Annotated in this window: 16 protein-coding genes and 1 pseudogene; 7 read left to right on the top strand and 10 right to left on the bottom strand. The window is 67.1% G+C overall.

Annotated features, from left to right (window positions below; genetic code table 11):
* Window positions 1–290 precede the first annotated feature (290 nt).
* From AC0J42_RS09495 to AC0J42_RS09485, 3 genes are all read right to left on the bottom strand, one after another.
* Window positions 291–1,301: a L,D-transpeptidase family protein gene (locus AC0J42_RS09495; RefSeq protein WP_416423305.1), complete on the bottom strand. Its 1,011-nt coding sequence runs from the start codon at window positions 1,299–1,301 to the stop codon at window positions 291–293.
* 99 nt (window positions 1,302–1,400) lie between these two features.
* A complete protein-coding gene (locus AC0J42_RS09490; protein WP_416423304.1) occupies window positions 1,401–1,688 on the bottom strand; it encodes a hypothetical protein in 288 nt (95 codons plus the stop codon).
* Between the two features lie 57 nt (window positions 1,689–1,745).
* Complete coding sequence (locus tag AC0J42_RS09485) at window positions 1,746–2,351, bottom strand: arylesterase (protein WP_416423303.1); 606 nt, start codon at window positions 2,349–2,351, stop codon at window positions 1,746–1,748.
* A 10-nt stretch (window positions 2,352–2,361) separates the two neighbouring features.
* Between AC0J42_RS09485 and AC0J42_RS09480 the strand changes: the two genes are divergently transcribed.
* The 6 genes from AC0J42_RS09480 (at window position 2,362) to AC0J42_RS09455 (ending at window position 9,859) form a co-directional block, all read left to right on the top strand.
* Complete coding sequence (locus AC0J42_RS09480) at window positions 2,362–3,045, top strand: ABC transporter ATP-binding protein (protein ID WP_473005954.1); 684 nt, start codon at window positions 2,362–2,364, stop codon at window positions 3,043–3,045.
* Between the two features lie 4 nt (window positions 3,046–3,049).
* Window positions 3,050–5,554, top strand: a complete 2,505-nt coding sequence (locus AC0J42_RS09475) for an ABC transporter permease (RefSeq protein ID WP_473005953.1) — start codon at window positions 3,050–3,052, stop codon at window positions 5,552–5,554.
* A gap of 88 nt (window positions 5,555–5,642) precedes the next feature.
* A complete protein-coding gene (locus AC0J42_RS09470; RefSeq protein WP_473005952.1) occupies window positions 5,643–6,686 on the top strand; it encodes a Gfo/Idh/MocA family protein in 1,044 nt (347 codons plus the stop codon).
* A 63-nt stretch (window positions 6,687–6,749) separates the two neighbouring features.
* The gene (locus AC0J42_RS09465; RefSeq protein ID WP_416423299.1) at window positions 6,750–7,544 is read left to right on the top strand and encodes an IclR family transcriptional regulator; all 795 of its coding nucleotides are present in this window, start codon (window positions 6,750–6,752) and stop codon (window positions 7,542–7,544) included.
* A gap of 103 nt (window positions 7,545–7,647) precedes the next feature.
* Window positions 7,648–8,991: an MFS transporter gene (locus AC0J42_RS09460; RefSeq protein WP_473005951.1), complete on the top strand. Its 1,344-nt coding sequence runs from the start codon at window positions 7,648–7,650 to the stop codon at window positions 8,989–8,991.
* 55 nt (window positions 8,992–9,046) lie between these two features.
* A complete protein-coding gene (locus AC0J42_RS09455) occupies window positions 9,047–9,859 on the top strand; it encodes a sugar phosphate isomerase/epimerase family protein (RefSeq protein ID WP_473005949.1) in 813 nt (270 codons plus the stop codon).
* Between the two features lie 222 nt (window positions 9,860–10,081).
* On the opposite strand, the pseudogene AC0J42_RS09450 reads toward AC0J42_RS09455, so the two are convergent.
* Together AC0J42_RS09450 and AC0J42_RS09445 are read right to left on the bottom strand one after the other, a co-directional pair.
* Window positions 10,082–10,604: pseudogene (locus tag AC0J42_RS09450) on the bottom strand (IS110 family transposase).
* Window positions 10,605–10,871: 267 nt separating this feature from the next.
* Window positions 10,872–12,623, bottom strand: coding sequence for an FAD-dependent oxidoreductase (locus AC0J42_RS09445; RefSeq protein ID WP_473005947.1), 1,752 nt, complete (start codon window positions 12,621–12,623; stop codon window positions 10,872–10,874).
* Between the two features lie 134 nt (window positions 12,624–12,757).
* Between AC0J42_RS09445 and greB the strand changes: the two genes are divergently transcribed.
* Window positions 12,758–13,255 (top strand): transcription elongation factor GreB, encoded by a 498-nt coding sequence (gene greB / locus AC0J42_RS09440; protein WP_416423294.1) that lies wholly within the window; start codon window positions 12,758–12,760, stop codon window positions 13,253–13,255.
* Between the two features lie 46 nt (window positions 13,256–13,301).
* Here the strand turns inward: greB and AC0J42_RS09435 are convergent, their stop codons facing one another.
* The 5 genes from AC0J42_RS09435 to AC0J42_RS09415 all read right to left on the bottom strand — a co-directional run bounded on the left by AC0J42_RS09435 (window position 13,302) and on the right by AC0J42_RS09415 (window position 16,243).
* The gene (locus tag AC0J42_RS09435; RefSeq protein WP_416423292.1) at window positions 13,302–13,610 is read right to left on the bottom strand and encodes a hypothetical protein; all 309 of its coding nucleotides are present in this window, start codon (window positions 13,608–13,610) and stop codon (window positions 13,302–13,304) included.
* 192 nt (window positions 13,611–13,802) lie between these two features.
* Window positions 13,803–14,246 carry a hotdog fold thioesterase gene (locus tag AC0J42_RS09430; protein WP_473005946.1) on the bottom strand — a complete coding sequence of 148 codons (444 nt, stop codon included), beginning with the start codon at window positions 14,244–14,246 and terminating at the stop codon, window positions 13,803–13,805.
* Between the two features lie 153 nt (window positions 14,247–14,399).
* A complete protein-coding gene (gene sixA / locus AC0J42_RS09425) occupies window positions 14,400–14,855 on the bottom strand; it encodes a phosphohistidine phosphatase SixA (protein ID WP_473005944.1) in 456 nt (151 codons plus the stop codon).
* Window positions 14,852–15,199 carry a DUF4389 domain-containing protein gene (locus tag AC0J42_RS09420; protein ID WP_416423289.1) on the bottom strand — a complete coding sequence of 116 codons (348 nt, stop codon included), beginning with the start codon at window positions 15,197–15,199 and terminating at the stop codon, window positions 14,852–14,854. Before AC0J42_RS09420 ends, sixA begins: the two co-directional genes overlap by 4 nt.
* An 18-nt stretch (window positions 15,200–15,217) precedes the next feature.
* Window positions 15,218–16,243 carry an NAD(P)H-dependent glycerol-3-phosphate dehydrogenase gene (locus tag AC0J42_RS09415; RefSeq protein WP_473005943.1) on the bottom strand — a complete coding sequence of 342 codons (1,026 nt, stop codon included), beginning with the start codon at window positions 16,241–16,243 and terminating at the stop codon, window positions 15,218–15,220.
* Between the last annotated feature and the right edge of the window lie 134 nt (window positions 16,244–16,377).

The raw sequence follows: 16,377 nt of genomic DNA, 5'->3' as shown, positions 1-16,377 counted from the left end.
TGGTCCCTACGCTTCGCTTCGGGTCCCCTCCCTCCGGCGTCGCCCAAGCGGCCGACGGCCCGGAATAGAAGCGCCTCCGGTTCCGTCTTCCCCGGCTACGCCAGGGACCGCTCGGCCGACGCCTCCAGTCGGCCCTGGCGCTTTATGGGGCACACAATCAAGATCAAAGGCCGCACGGGATCAAGATCAAGGTCAAGACCAGTTCGCGGTGCGGCAGTTGCCAACTTCGTTGGCATAAAAAAGGGGGAGCCCACGTCAGCGGCCTCCCCCTTTTTGATGCCAGCCGGCAATCAATCCATCTTCTGCACCGGCACCTGCGGCGCAGGCGTCACCGGCGCCTTGGAAATAACCGAGTCGTTCGCAGACCCCGCCACGCCAGGCGCCGCGATTTCCACCGGCAGGCCGTCCTCGGCCGCCACCACGTCACGCACGGTATCCCAGTTCATCTGCATGTTGGTGCCGTTGAGGTCCGGGCGGTTGAGCATCGCGTTGATCACCGCGGTGTGCTTGTCCACCGCCGACGGGTCGCCCTTGGCGTCCAGCGGGGTGTGGGCCTCGATGTAGATCTTGCCTTCGCTCACGCCGAACTTGTAGGGCTCGTTGATGATGCGCACCGGAGTACCCACCGGCACCATTTTCGACAGTTCAAGCACGTTGAAGTTGTACATGCGGAAGCAACCATGGCTGGTGCGCATGCCGATGCCGAACTTCTTGTTGGAACCGTGGATCAGGTAACCCGGAATGCCCAGGGTGAACTTGAACGGGCCCAGGGGGTTGTCGGGGCCGGCCGGCACCACGTTCGGCAGCGGGTCGCCGTCGGCGGCGTGTTCGGCCTTGATCGACGCGGGCGGGGTCCAGGTCGGGTTGGGGATCTTGCCGGTGATCTTGGTCTGCGAGATTGGCGAACCCCAGCCTTCGCGACCGATGCCGATCGGGTAGGTGTAGACGACGTTCTCGCCCTTGGGGAAGTAGTACATGCGGTATTCAGGCAGGTTGATCACGATGCCTTCGCGCTTGCCCGGCGGCAGGATGAAGCGGGTGGGCAGCACGATCTCGGTGCCGGCGCCCGGCAGCCAGGCGTCGACGCCAGGGTTGGCGGCGATCATTTCCAGGTAGCCCAGGTCGTTGGCTTCACCCAGGTCGGCAAAGGTGTCTTCGTACTTGGCCTTGATCACCTGGACCTGACCGACGATGTCCTGGCCGGGCGGCGGCAGGGGGAATTCCAGTGCCGCAGCGGGACCGGCGGCGATGGCAGCGGTCAGGGCCAGGCAACGGGTGACGACGGAAAAGCGCGGCAACATCCGAGGATCCTTTGCAAAACGAGAGGGATAATCGGACGATTGTACACCGGCGTCCCGCTTACCGGGAGGCCTGTGGGCGGCCAGCGGATGAACAGAAAATCAGTTGGCCAGTTCCGGCCACACCGGCCGGGTGCCCTTCTTCTGCGCCTGCAGGATGGCCTTGCACAGCGGGCACAGGCGCCGGTCGCGGAATATCGACGGGGCCACCCCGGACCAACGCGGCTGGGCCGGCAACAAGGTGCCACACAACGTGCGGTCAGCCGAGCCCCCCAGCTCGAGCTGGCGGGCAATCAGGTGCACACGAATTTCCTGGCACGCGAACAGATCGAGCTGCTCATCGGGCTCGATAAGTTGGTACGCAAACAGGGACCAGGCAGGACGCGGCATTGGGGGCTCCAGATCGGGGGGCGCCACATTAGCCGAAACGCGGTTGCTAGAAAAGCGTCAAAGCAGCGGTTTTAGCTGCGGCCAGACATTTTCCAGCAACTTGCCCTGGGCATTCACCGCCGGATGGATGCCATCGGCCTGCATCAGCGCCGGCACCCCACCCACCCCTTCGAGGAAAAACGGCACCAACGCCACCTGCTTCTGCGTGGCCAGGTCGCCATACACCCGGGCGAAGGCAGTGGTGTAGCGCACGCCGTAGTTGGGCGGCAATTGCATGCCCAGCAACAGCACCTTGGCACCGGCGGCGCGGGCGCCATCGATCATTGCTGACAGGTTTTGTTGCAATTGCGCCGGCGGGTGCCCCTGCAGGCCATCGTTGCCGCCCAATTCCAGAATCACCACCTGTGGCTTGTGCGCCGCCAGCAGCGCCGGCAGCCGCGCCTGGCCGCCCGCCGAGGTGTCGCCAGAGATGGAGGCATTCACCACCTCATCCTTGAAACCCTCGTGCTCAAGCCGTTGTCGCAACAAGGACACCCACCCTTTGCTGGTATCCAGGCCCAAACCGGCGCTGATACTATCGCCCACGACCAGCACGGTACCCGCCGCTGCGTTCTGCGCCAGCACCATCAGCGCCAGGCCAGCACTCAACCACAACATTCGCATCGGATTCTCCATGGGCATCAGCATCCTCAAAGCTCAGAACCTTAGCAAAGTGGTTCCCAGCGCGGAAGGCGACCTGACCATCCTGCACGAACTGTCACTGGATTTGCACAAGGGCGACAGCCTGGCCATCGTCGGCGCCTCGGGCTCGGGCAAGTCGACCTTGCTGGGCCTGCTCGCCGGCCTCGACCTGCCCAGCGCCGGCAACGTTACCCTGGCCGGCCGCGACCTCAGCCAGCTGGACGAAGACCAGCGCGCGCGGGTGCGCGCCGAGCACGTGGGCTTCGTGTTCCAGTCGTTCCAACTGCTGGACAGCCTCAACGCCCTGGAAAACGTGATGCTGCCGCTGGAACTCGATGGCCGCCACGACGCCCGCGACACCGCCCGCGGCCTGCTGGAGCGGGTGGGCCTGGGCCAGCGCCTGAGCCATTCGCCGCGGCAGTTGTCCGGCGGCGAGCAGCAACGCGTGGCCATCGCCCGCGCGTTTGCCGCCGAGCCCGACGTGCTGTTCGCCGACGAACCCACCGGCAACCTCGACAGCCACACCGGCGAGCGCATCAGCGACCTGCTGTTCGAACTGAACAAGGAACGCGGCACCACCCTGGTGCTGGTCACCCACGACGAACGCCTGGCGCACCGCTGCCGGCGCCTGATCCGTCTTGATGCCGGCCGCCTGGTCGGCCCCCTGGAGCCTTGACCCGATGGCTGGATTGCCACTCACGCGCCTGCTCACCCTGTCCGTTCGCCAACTGCTGCGCGATGCCCGCGCCGGTGAATTGCGGGTGCTGTTCTTTGCCCTGCTGGTGGCCGTGGCCGCCAGCACCGCCATCGGCTATTTCGGCGCGCGCCTGAACGCCGCCATGCTGCTGCGCGCCACCGAGTTCCTGGGCGCCGACCTGGTGCTGCAAGGCACCACGCCGCCACGCCCCGAGCAGCTTCGCCTGGGCCGCGAGCAGGGGCTGGAGCATGCGCGGGTGGTGGAGTTCGCCAGCGTGGTGGCCACCGACAACGGCATCCAGCTGTCGAGCATCAAGGCGGTGGACGACAACTACCCGCTGCGCGGTGAGCTGAAAAGCGCCGCCCAGCCCTACGGCGAGGAAAGCGCGGGCGGCCGGCCGGGCCCGGGCGAGGCCTGGGTGGAGTCACGGCTGCTGGCGGCGCTGAACCTGAAGATCGGCGACAGCATCGACGTCGGCAACAAGACCCTGCGCCTGGCACGAGTGCTGACCTACGAACCCGATCGCGCCGGCAACTTCTACAGCCTGACCCCACGGGTGATGATCAACGAGGCTGACCTGGCCGCCACCGGGGTGATCCAACCCGGCAGCCGGGTGACCTTCCGTGACCTGTGGCGCGGCAAGCCCATCGCCCTGGCCGCCTACGCGCAGACCGTGCACGCAGGCCTGGCGCCCAACCAGCGCATCCAGGATGCCCGCGACGGCAACCAGCAGATCGGCAGTGCCCTGAGCAAGGCCGAGCGCTACCTGAACATGGCCAGCCTGGTGGCGGTGCTGCTCTCCGGGGTGGCCGTAGCGCTGTCGGCCAGCCGCTTCGCCAGCCGCCGCTTCGACGCCAGCGCCCTGCTGCGCTGCCTGGGCCTGTCGCGGCGCGAAGTGCTGCTGTCGTTCTGCATTCAACTCACCGTGCTGGGCCTGCTGGCCTGCATCAGCGGCGCACTGCTGGGCTGGTTGGCCCAGCTGGGCCTGTTCAAGCTGCTGCAGGGCCTGCTGCCCAGCGCCATCCCCAGCGGCGGTGCCCTGCCCGCCCTGGCCGGCATCGGCACCGGGCTGGTGGCGCTGGCCGGTTTCGCCCTGCCGCCACTGGCGGCGCTGGGCCGCGTGCCGCCCCTGCGAGTGTTGCGCCGCGACCTGCTGCCGGTGCCTGCCAGCACCTGGCTGGTGTACGGCCTGGCCATCCTGGCGCTGGGCCTGATCATGTGGCGCCTGAGCCTGGACCTGCTGCTGACCTTCACCCTGCTCGCCGGCGGCCTGCTGGCGGCGCTGGTGCTGGGCGGCGTGCTGCTGCTGGCGCTGCAAAGCCTGCGGCGCCTGCTGGCAGGCGCGCCGCTGCCGTGGCGCCTGGGCCTTGGCCAACTGCTGCGCCACCCACTGGCCGCTGCCGGGCAGTCCCTGGCCTTCGGCCTGATCCTGCTGTCCATGGCGCTGATCGCCCTGCTACGCGGCGAACTGCTGGACACCTGGCAGAACCAGCTGCCGAAAAACGCGCCCAACTTTTTCGCCCTGAATATCCTGCCCAGCGACAAGGACAACTTCGCCCAGCGCCTGGCCAGCTACTCGGCCAGGTCGGCGCCGCTGTTCCCGGTCATCCCCGGGCGCCTGACCGCGGTCAACGGCGAGCCGGTGCGCCAGTTGGTGACCCGCGATTCGCGCGGCGACCAGGCCACCGAGCGCGACCTGAGCCTGACCTGGTCGGCGGAGGTGCCCACCGGCAACAGCCTCACCGCCGGCCAATGGTGGGGCCCGGTGCCCGACACCGAGCACCCCGGCGTCTCGGTGGAAGCCAAGCTGGCCGACAGCCTCAAGCTGAAGCTGGGCGACACCCTGACCTTCAACATCGGCGGCAGCGAGCGCCAGGCCCGGGTTACCAGCCTGCGCGAGGTGCACTGGGACAGCTTCCAGCCCAACTTCTACATGATCTTCCAGCCCGGCACCCTCACCGACCTGCCCACCACCTACCTCACCAGCTTCTACCTGGCCCCCGGCCACGACCAGCAAGTGGTGGAGCTGGCGCGGGCGTTCCCGGCGGTGACCTTGCTGCAGGTGGAAGCGCTGCTGGAGCAGCTGCGCAGCATCCTCGCCCAGGTGACCCTGGCGGTGGAGTACGTGCTGCTGTTCGTGCTGGCGGCGGGCATGGCGGTGCTGTTCTCCGGCCTGCAGGCCACGCTGGACGAACGCATTCGTCAAGGCGCCCTGCTTCGCGCCCTGGGCGCCGAACGCCGGCTGCTGGTCAAGGCGCGGCGCATCGAGTTCGGCCTGCTCGGCGCTGCCAGTGGCCTGCTGGCCGCCCTGGGCACCGAGCTGATCAGCCTGGCGCTGTACCGCCTGGCATTCAACCTGGAGTGGCACCTGCACCCCTGGCTGCTGGTGCTGCCGTTGGTGGGCGCCCTGTTGATCGGCGGCGCCGGCGTGTTCGGCACCCGCCGCGCCTTGAACGCCAGCCCGCTGGCGGTGCTGCGCGACAGCTGATTGCGTGTGCAAGGTTGCATGGATGGTTTTTTGGAACTAGATTCCAGAAACTATCCTGCAGCCAAAAACAACAATCAGGAACACACGCATGCCAACTCCCCTCCGGGTCGCCCTCATCGGCGCCGGCGCCATGGGCCGTCAACACGCCCACTACCTGCAGCAATTGCCCGAGACCCAACTGGTGGCGGTCGCCGACCCGTTCACCCGCCAGCTGGCCGATGACTTCGACGTGCCCAGCTACCCCCACCACCAGGCGCTGCTCGACAGCGTCCGGCCCGATGCGGTGATCATCGCCAACCCCAACGACCTGCACGTGCCCACGGCCATCGACTGCCTGGACGCCGGCGTCGCCACGCTGCTGGAGAAGCCGGTGGCCTGTTCCCTGGAACAGGCGCGGCTGCTGGTCGCCGCCGAGCGGCGCACCGGCGTGCCGCTGCTGATCGGCCATCACCGCCGTCACAACCCGATTATCAGCCGTGCCCGGCAGATCATCGAAGCCGGCGCGCTGGGGCGGCTGACCACGGTGACCGGGCTGTGGCAGACGCGCAAGGACGACGCCTACTTCGACGTCGGCTGGCGCCGCGAGCCCGGCGCCGGGGTGCTGCTGATCAACCTGATCCACGACCTCGACCTGATGCGCTACCTGTGCGGCGAGGTCAGCGAGGTGCAGGCCATCACCAGCCACCTGGCCCGCGACCTGCCGGTGGAAGACAGCGCGGCGCTGCTGCTGCAGTTCGCCAACGGCGCGCTGGGCACCCTCACCGGCTCCGACGCCACCGCAGCGCCCTGGGGCTGGGACCAGAACGCCGGTGAGAACCCGGCGGTGTTCGCCCAGCAACCCGAGCAGCCCTGCCTGCTGCTGGCCGGCACCGAAGGCTCGCTGAGCCTGCCGCAACTCAAACTGTGGCAGTACGGCGACACCCGGGGCTGGCACTCGCCGTTGCTGTGCCGGCAAGAGCAGGCCGACAACAGCCTGGCCATGCACAACCAGCTGCGCCACCTGGTACAGGTAGCCCGCCGCGCCTGCGCGCCACTGGTCACGGCCGCCGACGCCGCGCGCACCCTGGCCCTGGTGCAGGCCGCGCAACGGGCCGCCACTGAGGGCCGAACCATGGCGCCGGCGACGCTGTAGCGATAACCCCGGCAAGCAGGCAGAATGACATTCCAACCCTCAATGCCATTCCCGGGATACCTCATGAGCAACGCACTGGAGCGCGGCCTCTGCGCGCTGGAACTGCTGGCCGGCAAAGCCGCCGGCCTGCCCCTGCAACAGATCTCCGAAGGCCTGGGCATCGCCCCCAGCGCCACGCACCGCATGCTTACCTGCCTGGTGGAGCAAGGCTATGTGCGCCAGGACCCGCAACACGGCAACTACATTCTGGCGCTGAAGGTCATCTCCCTGGCCCTCAAGCACCTGGCCCATGCCAGCGTGGTGGACCTTGCACGGCCGATTCTCGAGCGGCTGGCCGGCGAATCCGGCGAGCTGGTGCGCCTGGGCATCGTCGACGGCGAACACCTGGTGTGGGTGGCCAAGGCCCAGGGCACCCGCAGCGGCCTGCGCTACGACCCGGACGCCGGCGCCGAAGCCAAGCTGGGCTGCACCGCTTCGGGGCTGGCATGGCTGAGCTGCCTGAGCGACGAGCAAGCGCTGGAACTGGTGTACCGCCAAGGCCTGCCGAAGCCGGGCGAATACGGCCCCAACGCACCGACCACCGTCGAGGCCCTGCTGAACAACCTGCACCAGGCCCGCGCCGACGGCTACGCCTGCGTCAACGAGAGCTTCGAAGCCGGCGCCGCCGCCATTGCCACCGCCCTGTACCACCCCGGCCAGAGCACGCCTTCAGGCGTGATCAGCATCGCCGGCCCCAGCGTGCGCCTGAGCGCCGAGCGCATGCAGGCGCTGGTGCCAGCACTGCTGGCGGCGGCCAAGGACCTGGCGCAGACCGAGCTGGGCAGCGTGCCGAAGTTTTCCACCATGACCGCGACATGACAAACAGACAAATGACATCTAATTAATATTTGGAATTGCATTCCAATACTGCTATTTTCACTCCCGAGCCTCACCCAACAATAAAAAAATCGGGAGTATCGTCATGCCTCATTCCGCTCGCGTGGATGTCAGCACCTTCCTCGACGCCCGCCCCATGGGCGCGCGTCAGTGGCTGGTGGTGTTGCTGGGTTTCATCGTGCTGGCCTTCGATGGCTTCGACACCACCGCCATCGGCTTCGTCGCCCCGGCGCTGGTGGATGACTGGGGCATCGCCCGCCACGACCTGGGCCCGGTGATGATGAGCAGCCTGCTGGGCCTGGCCATCGGCGCCATGGTCGCCGGGCCCATGGCCGACCGCCTGGGGCGGCGCAAGGTCATCATCGGGTCGGTGTTCTTCTTCGGCGTGTGGAGCCTGGCCTCGGCGTTCGCCACCGACATCACCAGCCTCACCCTGCTGCGCTTCCTCACCGGCCTGGGCCTGGGCGCCTCCATGCCCAACACCGCCACCCTGGTGGCCGAGTACGGGCCCAAGCGCAGCCGCTCGCACATGGTCACCGGCATCTACTGCGGCTTCACCATCGGCGCCACCCTGGGCGGCATCGGCAGCGAGGCGCTGATCGAACACTTCGGCTGGCCCTCGGTGATGGTCGCCGGTGGCGTGCTGCCCATCGCCTTCGCCCTGCTGTTGCTGGCCTGCCTGCCTGAGTCGATCAACTTCCTGGTGCACCGCCCCGAGCTCAAGCAGCGCCTGCTGCAGGCCGTGGCCAAGGTGGCGCCAGGCCTGGCCAACGCTGACACGCTGTTCTACAGCTCGGAAGAAAAGGTCCAGGACAAGGGTTCGGTGGGCGCACTGTTCGCACCGCGCTACCGGCTGGGCACCTGCATGATCTGGGTGACGCTGTTCATGGGGCTGCTGACCATGTACCTGCTGTCCAGCTGGCTGCCGCTGATCAGCCGCGACGCCGGCCTGAGCCTGTCCCAGGCGGCGCTGATCGGCTCGCTGCTGCAAGCCGGTGGCGTGCTGGGCAACTTCACCATTGGCATGAAAATGGACCGCTTCGACCACCACAAGGTGGTGGCCCTGACCCTGCTGGGCGGCGGTATCAGCGCGGTGCTGATTGCCCTGCAGCAGCCGACCATTCAGGTGCTGTGCCCGCTGATCGTGCTGCTGGGCTACTTCATCAACGGCGTCAACACCGGCAGCTACGCCCTCGCCACCCAGTTCTACCCCACGCAGATTCGCGCCACCGGCGTCAGCTGGGCCACTGGCATGGGCCGTTTCGGCGCCATCAGCGGCGCTGGCGTGGGCGCGCTGATGCTGGCGGCCGACTGGCACTTCAACCAGGTGTTCCTGTTCCTCACCGTACCCGCTGCCCTGGGCATCGTGGCGCTGACCATCAAATACCGTCACCAGCGACGCCAGCCCACCCTGGCGGCGTCGGCCTGATACCTACCTTGCGCACCTTCGGGTGCGCTTTTTTCTTCGCCTACAGGAGAACGCCATGCGGCCTGCCTTTGCCCTTGCCCAACTGACCGCCCTGCACTGCAACCCGCCGCAGATGATCGACCTCGCCGCCAGCGCCGGCTATGACCACGCCGGCTTGCGCCTGCTGCCGGTGGCGCCGGGGGCCGTGGCCTACGCGTTGATGGATGACCCTGCGCTGTTGCGTGAAACCCTGGCGCGCATGGCCGATACCGGCGTCAGCGTGTTTGACCTGGAGCTGATCCGCCTGAACGCCGACTTCGACCCGGCCACCTTCGAGGCATTCTTCGAGGTGGGCGCGCGGCTGGGCGCCAAGGCGGTGCTGGTGGCGGGCGACGACCCGGAACCGGCGCGGTTGATGACCAACTACGCACGGCTGTGCGACGCCATGCAGCCCTACGGCCTGACCGCAGACCTGGAGTTCATGCCCTGGACCGCGGTGCCCGACCTGGACACCGCGTTGCAGATCGTCAACCAGGCCGACCGCGCCAACGCCGGCATCCTGGTGGACAGCCTGCACTTCGACCGCTCCGCCAGCCGCCTCGATCAGCTGGCCAGCATCCCCGCTCAATGGCTGCACTACGCGCAAATCTGCGACGGCCCGGCCGAGCGCCCCAGCACCACCGAGGCGCTGATCCACGCCGCGCGCTGCGAGCGGCTGCTGCCTGGTGAAGGCGGTATCGACTTGAAGGCCATCTGGCAACAGCTGCCGGCGCAGTTGCCGGTCAGCGTTGAAATCCCCAATGACCGGCGCGTCGCACAGATGGGCGTACACGCGTGGGCAAAGGCCGCCTTGCAGGCGGCCCAGGCAACCTTGATCACGCCCCCGTAGCAGCAACTGTCTTGAATCTGCGTTGCCTGCATCGCGACTAAAGTCGGCTCCTACGCCATCTGTGGTAGGAGCCGGCCTTGGCCGCGATGCAGGCGACGCGATAGACGAGGTACACGGGGCCCCGTAGCAGCGGCCGTAGGCCGCGTCCGCAGGCGCCGCGCATTGGCGGTCAGACCGCGCAGAGACCGGACGCAGCCTGGCGGCAGCTGCTACGGCGCAAGCCTACTGTGCCTGCCATTGCGTCCCATCGCGCAGCATGGCATTGAGCCGAACAAGCAGTACCCTCATGCAAGCCACGAGCGCCGCTTTGCCGCACTTGCCCTTCGCTCGCAACCCTTCGTAGCGCGCCTTGAAGGACGCGTCATAACGCAGCACGATCCAGCACGTCATGTACAAGACCCGTCTGAAGGCAAGCGAGAAATCTACGGAGAGCGCGGCGCAACTGGGCCAGAACATGGGCATCGATAGGGTCGGTCTTGGCATGCTTGCCAATCGCCTCGGCGAACGCCCTGGCCCGACGTGGATTGACCCGAACGACGCTAAAATCAACCAGCGCCGTCAGAACCCCGCGCTCATAACCACCGGTCGCCTCGAGCAAGACCTTGCGCACCTCGTAACCGCCCAACTTTTCGATAAGTTGGGCGTCACCATTTGAGTCATTGGGAACACTGAAACTGATGTCTTGCGGATGAATCCAAACTGCCAGAGACGCTTTGCTGACATCGATACCGATCCAGGAAATCATGGCAAAAACCTCTTACACTCAAGGATGAGTGCGTTCTGGCGGAGCCCACGCTTGTGATGTTCGAGGTCTGCTCGTTCAACTGTTCGGGCTTAAAGCCAGAGTGGAGAGGTGAATGGCGTTTCTGCTGCTACCCGTGCTTGGGAGCACTCCGGCCGAACAACCTGCCATTCACCGCTCTCATTCGATTCTATTCCTTCTGAAAGACACAAGCGGCCGTAGGCTGCGTCCCAGGCACCGCGCGGGGCAGGACGCGGCCTGCGGCCGCTGCTACAGGGCAGCGGCAGGCTCTGCAGCGCGGCGCTGTTGGCTGGCCTGCCCCTTGGCCCGCGCGGCCGCATGCTCGGCCGCCAGCAGGGCAAACGTCAGCCCCGGCCCCAGGGTAATGCCCGGCCCGGGGTACGTGCCGCCCATCACCGAATGCATGTCATTGCCCACCGCGTACAGGCCACCGATGGCCTGGTCATGGCTGTTCAGCACGCACGCCTGGGCATCGGTGGCAAACCCGGTGGCGGCGCCGATGTCGCCTGGGTACAGGCGCACGGCGTAGAACGGCGCGGTGCCGATGCGCCCCAGGTTCGGGTTCGGTGCATTGCTCGCATCGCCATTAGCGCGCTGGTAGTCCGTGGTACCACGCTGGTAGTCCAGGTCTACACCCGTCACCGCGTACTCGTTCATGCGCTTGACGCTGTCCTGCAGGCCCTGGCCATCGATGTCCAGCTGCCGTGCCAGCTCTGCCAGGCTGGCGCCCTGGGTCAGGTAGCCATCATCCAGGAACGGCTGCAGCCCCTTGCCACCGGGCCGCACCATACCCAGGCCGTACTTGCGCAGCCCCTCGGCGTCGGTGATCAGGTAACCCGGCGCCACCCCGGCGTCCTGCAGGCCGATGCCGAACAGGTGATAGGACGTCGACTCGTTGAGGAAACGCCGCCCCTGCTGGTTGACCGTGAGCATGCCCGGCTTGCCGCGGTCGAGGATGAAGTGCGGGAACACCGCCTGGCTGCCATCGGCGCGCTGGCGGATCGACACCGGTGCCCAGAAGGCATGGCTCAGCCCCGGCTCGCCGTAACGGCCGCCCGCCTCCTGCACCACGTCATGGGCCTGGCCGGTGTGCCCCGGCGCGCCCGGGCACCAGCGGGCGTCGATGCCCGGCAGCAGCGTCTTGCGCCGCTCCGGGTGGCGATTGAAGCCGCCCGTGGCCAGTATCACCCCACCGCGCACCTGCACCCGGCGCTTCACCCCGCGCTGCGACAGTTCAATGGCCTCGACGCCATCGGCGCCCTTGACGATGCGGTCCATCTGGCAGTCGGTGAGCACCGGCACGCCTTTCTCGTCCAGGGAATACAACAGGCTGGCCACCAGCGCGTTGCCCATTACCAGGCGCGTGCCGCGCGGGTGCTTGAGGCGGTCCATGGCCTGGCGCAGCAACAGCTTGGCGCTGTGCTTGAACGAGGCCAGCGAGCGGCTCAGGTTGAGCAGGTGGCCCACGTCGTCACGGTCCACCATCATGCCGCCCAGCACGGTGAACTCGGGGATCGGCGGGCGCACCAGGCGGAAGCGTTCGCCCAATTTGCGCCCGTCGAACGCCAGGGGTTCCAGCGCCCGGCCCTTCAACGTAGAGCCGGCGAGGTCGGAAATGTAGTCAGGGTGGAACGGCCGGGCGCGATAGCGCACCGCCGAACCGGCTTCGATTTTCGCCACCGCGCGCGGGCCGTTGGCCAGGAACGCCCGGCGCAACACCGGATTGGAACGCGCGCCCACTGCCAGGTCCAGGTAGCCGCTGGCTTTCTCCAGGCTGTCGTCGTGCACGCCCACCGAGGCGGCGTGGTGGCTGTTGGGAACCCAGGTGGTGCCGGCGGAAAACGCCGTGGTGCCGCCCACGTACTCGCTGCGCTCCACCAGCAGCACCTTGGCCCCCTCGATGGCACCGAACAGCGCCGCCGACATGCCGGCGCCACCCGCCCCCACCACGACGATGTCGAAGCTCTCGCCTTCCTCAATGTCCACCAGGTGCTTTCTCATTGTTATGACCTCGCGCAGCAAATCGATTTATTGGAATTACATTCCACAAATTAATTTAATTACCACAAAGCCGCAAGCACAAGCCCCGCCCACCGTGCTGGTAGACTGCGCGCCGACCAGTCAAGGAGCTTTAAATGAGTCGCTATCGCCCACCCCGCAGCCACGGCACCGCGCTGATCACCCCCGAGGGTGAGGCACGCATGCGGGCGGAATTGCATGAGTTGTGGCACGTGCGCCGGCCCCAGGTGACGCAGTCGGTCAGCGAGGCCGCGGCCCAGGGCGACCGTTCCGAGAACGCCGAATACACCTATGGCAAGAAGATGCTGCGCGAGATCGACAGCCGCGTGCGCTTCCTGACCAAGCGCCTGGAAAACCTGAAGGTGGTGAGCGAGCGCCCCAGCGACCCGAACAAGGTGTACTTCGGCGCCTGGGTCACCGTGGAAAACGAACAGGGCGACACCTCACGCTACCGCATCGTCGGCCCCGACGAGCTGGACCTCAAGCTCAACCTGATCAGCATCGACTCGCCCCTGGCCCGTGCCCTGCTGGGCAAGGCGCTGGACGCCGAGGTGCGGGTGCACACCCCCACCGGCGAGCAGCTGGTGTATATCGTCGAGATTGATTACCCCTGAACGCCACCGATGTAGCAGCGGCCGCAGGCCGCGTCGCCCAACCGTCTCAGCGCAGGGTAACCAGCCCCTGGCGCGCCACGCGGGTCAGGTGGCCGATGACTTCGGCGGCGTGCTCGGCCGCCGGCGACTGCACCACAGCCAGGTCGAAACGGTTGTTGGCGAGGTTGGCCAGGGACTGGCTGGGGTCGATGAACTGGATCAGGAAGGCGCTGGCCTTGCCGGCACGGCGTGGCCAACCATCGAGGTAGCGCAGCAGGGTCGGCTGGTGCTGGCCGACCAGCAGGATTCGGGGGTTGCGCGGCGCGCTGCTGGCTGGCAGTGGCGTCAGGCATACGATTGGACGGGGGCAACTCATGGTGGTGTCTTCCAAGCCTCGCAGGTCCCGCTGGGCTGCGGTGGGAGGCGACACCGAACCAGCGTTTTAGCGGTATTTCGGAAACTCCCGTGATGGAAGTATTCCTGCGCCCCGCAAGTAGCTGTGTTAAATCGGCGCTTGAATGCCATCGTAGTAAAACGATGGCACCGGTGTCAACGAGACGAACGTAGATCAACGCCCCGGCGGGTTCTCGCCCAGCGGCACCACCGCCACGGTGAGCCGCGAGATGCAGTTGAGCTTGCCGCGCTCGTCGCTCAGGCGAATGTCCCACACGTGGGTGGTGCGGCCGATGTGCACGGGGCGTGCCACGCCGGTCACGCGGCCACTGCGCACACCGCGCACATGGTTGGCGTTCACCTCCAGCCCCACGCAGTAATGGGTGCTGGGGTCGATGCACAGGTAGCTGGCCATGGAACCCAGGGTTTCCGCCAGCACCACCGAGGCACCGCCGTGCAGCAGGCCGTAGGGCTGGTGGGTGCGATGGTCGACCGCCATGCTGGCGGTCAGGGAGTCGTCATCCACGGCTTCGAAGCGGATGTCGAGCACCTCGCCGATGGTGTTCTTCTGCGCCTCGTTGAACTGCTCGAGGTTGGGTTGCGTGCGCCATAGGCTCATGGGATTCGTCCTTTTCCGGAATATTCAAGACCTGCGCGCGTCGCTGGAACAGCGAGGCGGCCGCAATCGGCCGCCCCACTATCTGGCAGCCCCGGCGCGGCGTGCAAGCGCCAGCGCCGTTGCAGGCTGGCATTTGGCCGTTCCGCCGCCGGCTCAGGCGTGGTGCACGGCCTGCACGCTCATCAGCCCGGCCAGCGGCCAGTCGCCTTCGAGCACCGCCAGGCTGGCAGTGTTCATGCCGTGCGGCTGCTGCAGGTGGCCGTATTCCAGCAGGCCCACCAGGGCGCCCACCAGCGGCTGGTGGCTGACCAGCAGCACGCTGTCCAGGCCCAGGCGGTCCAGCTGGCCGATGACCTCCTGGGGGTCGCTTTCGGGGGTCAGCCAGGGCACGGTGACGATGGGCTGTTCCAGCGCCAGCGCCTCGTGGACGATGGCGGCAGTCTGCTGGGCACGCACATAGGGGCTGGCGTACACCGCCGCCAGCGGCTGGCCCAGCAGGTGTGCGGCACTGCGCAGCACTTCTTCGCGGCCGTGGTCGGTGAGTTCGCGCAGGCTGTCGCGGGCGGCCTGGCCCTGGGCCTCGCCGTGGCGCAGGATCCACAGCTTCACAGCTTGGGCTCTTCGTCGCGGGCCGGGTGCGGCGCAGGCGGCACGCTGTGCGGCGCCTCGCCTTCGGGTGCGCGTGGCGCCGGCCAATCAGCGAACGGCCAGGGCTTCTGTTCGGTATGGAAGCTGCCGAACCGGCCGATCTGCGCCATGAACTGGCTGAGGCTGTCGCCGAAGTTCATCAGGCTCAGGTTCGGCGAGCCGTACACCAGCCGGTAGACCAGCTGGATCAGCACCACGGCGCCCAGCAGCAACTGGGCCACCTGCCACACCAGCACGTACAGCACCATCCACAGCACCCGCAGCAGGATCGATTCCTGGCTGGGCTTGAGAGGCGAATCACTCATGTCCTTGCTCCTGCAAAATCAGTTGAAACCACTGGTGGAAATGAAGTCGACGTCGGTCTTGGGCTCGGCGCGCATCAACAGTTCGATGACCTGGGCCAGGGTACGCCCTTCGAACAGAATGGCGTGCAGCCCGGCTACCAGCGGCATGTACACCTTCAGCTCCTGGGCCTTGGCCTTGAGCACCTTGAGGGTGTTGACGCCCTCTGCCACCTCGCCCAGGCGGTTGACCGCCTCGTCCAGGCTCAGGCCCTGGCCCAGGGCGAAGCCCACCTGGTAGTTGCGGCTCTTGGGCGAGGAGCAGGTGACGATCAGGTCGCCCACCCCGGCCAGGCCCAGGAAGGTCATGGGGTTGGCGCCCTGGCTCACGGCGAAGCGGGTCATCTCCGCCAGGGCGCGGGTAATCAGCATGCTCTTGGTGTTCTCGCCCATGCCCAGCGCCACCGCCATGCCGGCGATGATGGCGTAGACGTTCTTCAGCGCCCCGCCCAGCTCCACGCCGAAGCGGTCGGCACTGGCGTAGACCCTGAACGTGGGCCCGTGCAGCGCGGCCTGCACCTGTTCGCAGAGGCTCTCGTCCTCGCTGGCCACCACGGTGGCGGTCAGGGCGTGCTCGGCCACCTCGCGCGCAAGATTGGGGCCCGACAGCACGCCGATGCGCGCGTCAGGGGCGATGTCGCCAAGGATCTCGCTCATCAGCTTGAACGTCTGGGCCTCGATGCCCTTGGTCAGGCTGACCAGCATGCGCCCGGCCAGCAGCTGCGCATGGGGCGCCAGCACGCTGCGCAGGGCGCTGGACGGCAGGGCCACGAAGATCAGGTCACTGCCACCCAGGGTGGCGAGCAGGTCGGTAACCGGCTCGACGCCGGCGTGGATCTTGATGCCCTTGAGGTAGCGCGGATTCTCGCGCTGGGTGCGGATCGCCTCGGCTTGCTCGGGATCGCGCATCCACTGGCGTACCGCATGGCCGTTCTCGGCCAGCAGGTTCGCCACGGCGGTCCCGAAGCTTCCGCCCCCCAGCACTGCAACAGGCTGCTGTTCAGTCATATCCAATCCATCAAAACCATAAAAAGTGGCGACGCCCGCATTATACGGAGCGCACGCGCCGCGGCCAGCCCCGCAGGCCAAAGCCTTGCGCGAAAGCGTAGCCGCACGTGTCGATGCCGTACACATGACTGGAA

This window comes from Pseudomonas sp. Tav-5-1A, from assembly GCF_055755055.1.
The sequence above is the reverse complement of the archived record's forward strand: the minus strand, read 5'-3'. Positions and strand labels throughout refer to the sequence as shown.

What these genes read in the sequence shown, in the direction of transcription:
- AC0J42_RS09495 (WP_416423305.1), bottom strand. Translation starts at nt 1,301, where the DNA reads ATGTTGCCGCGCTTTTCCGTCGTCACCCGTTGCCTGGCCCTGACCGCT.
- AC0J42_RS09490 (WP_416423304.1), bottom strand. Translation starts at nt 1,688, where the DNA reads ATGCCGCGTCCTGCCTGGTCCCTGTTTGCGTACCAACTTATCGAGCCC.
- AC0J42_RS09485 (WP_416423303.1), bottom strand. Translation starts at nt 2,351, where the DNA reads ATGCGAATGTTGTGGTTGAGTGCTGGCCTGGCGCTGATGGTGCTGGCG.
- AC0J42_RS09480 (WP_473005954.1), top strand. Translation starts at nt 2,362, where the DNA reads ATGGGCATCAGCATCCTCAAAGCTCAGAACCTTAGCAAAGTGGTTCCC.
- AC0J42_RS09475 (WP_473005953.1), top strand. Translation starts at nt 3,050, where the DNA reads ATGGCTGGATTGCCACTCACGCGCCTGCTCACCCTGTCCGTTCGCCAA.
- AC0J42_RS09470 (WP_473005952.1), top strand. Translation starts at nt 5,643, where the DNA reads ATGCCAACTCCCCTCCGGGTCGCCCTCATCGGCGCCGGCGCCATGGGC.
- AC0J42_RS09465 (WP_416423299.1), top strand. Translation starts at nt 6,750, where the DNA reads ATGAGCAACGCACTGGAGCGCGGCCTCTGCGCGCTGGAACTGCTGGCC.
- AC0J42_RS09460 (WP_473005951.1), top strand. Translation starts at nt 7,648, where the DNA reads ATGCCTCATTCCGCTCGCGTGGATGTCAGCACCTTCCTCGACGCCCGC.
- AC0J42_RS09455 (WP_473005949.1), top strand. Translation starts at nt 9,047, where the DNA reads ATGCGGCCTGCCTTTGCCCTTGCCCAACTGACCGCCCTGCACTGCAAC.
- AC0J42_RS09445 (WP_473005947.1), bottom strand. Translation starts at nt 12,623, where the DNA reads ATGAGAAAGCACCTGGTGGACATTGAGGAAGGCGAGAGCTTCGACATC.
- greB (WP_416423294.1), top strand. Translation starts at nt 12,758, where the DNA reads ATGAGTCGCTATCGCCCACCCCGCAGCCACGGCACCGCGCTGATCACC.
- AC0J42_RS09435 (WP_416423292.1), bottom strand. Translation starts at nt 13,610, where the DNA reads ATGAGTTGCCCCCGTCCAATCGTATGCCTGACGCCACTGCCAGCCAGC.
- AC0J42_RS09430 (WP_473005946.1), bottom strand. Translation starts at nt 14,246, where the DNA reads ATGAGCCTATGGCGCACGCAACCCAACCTCGAGCAGTTCAACGAGGCG.
- AC0J42_RS09420 (WP_416423289.1), bottom strand. Translation starts at nt 15,199, where the DNA reads ATGAGTGATTCGCCTCTCAAGCCCAGCCAGGAATCGATCCTGCTGCGG.
- AC0J42_RS09415 (WP_473005943.1), bottom strand. Translation starts at nt 16,243, where the DNA reads ATGACTGAACAGCAGCCTGTTGCAGTGCTGGGGGGCGGAAGCTTCGGG.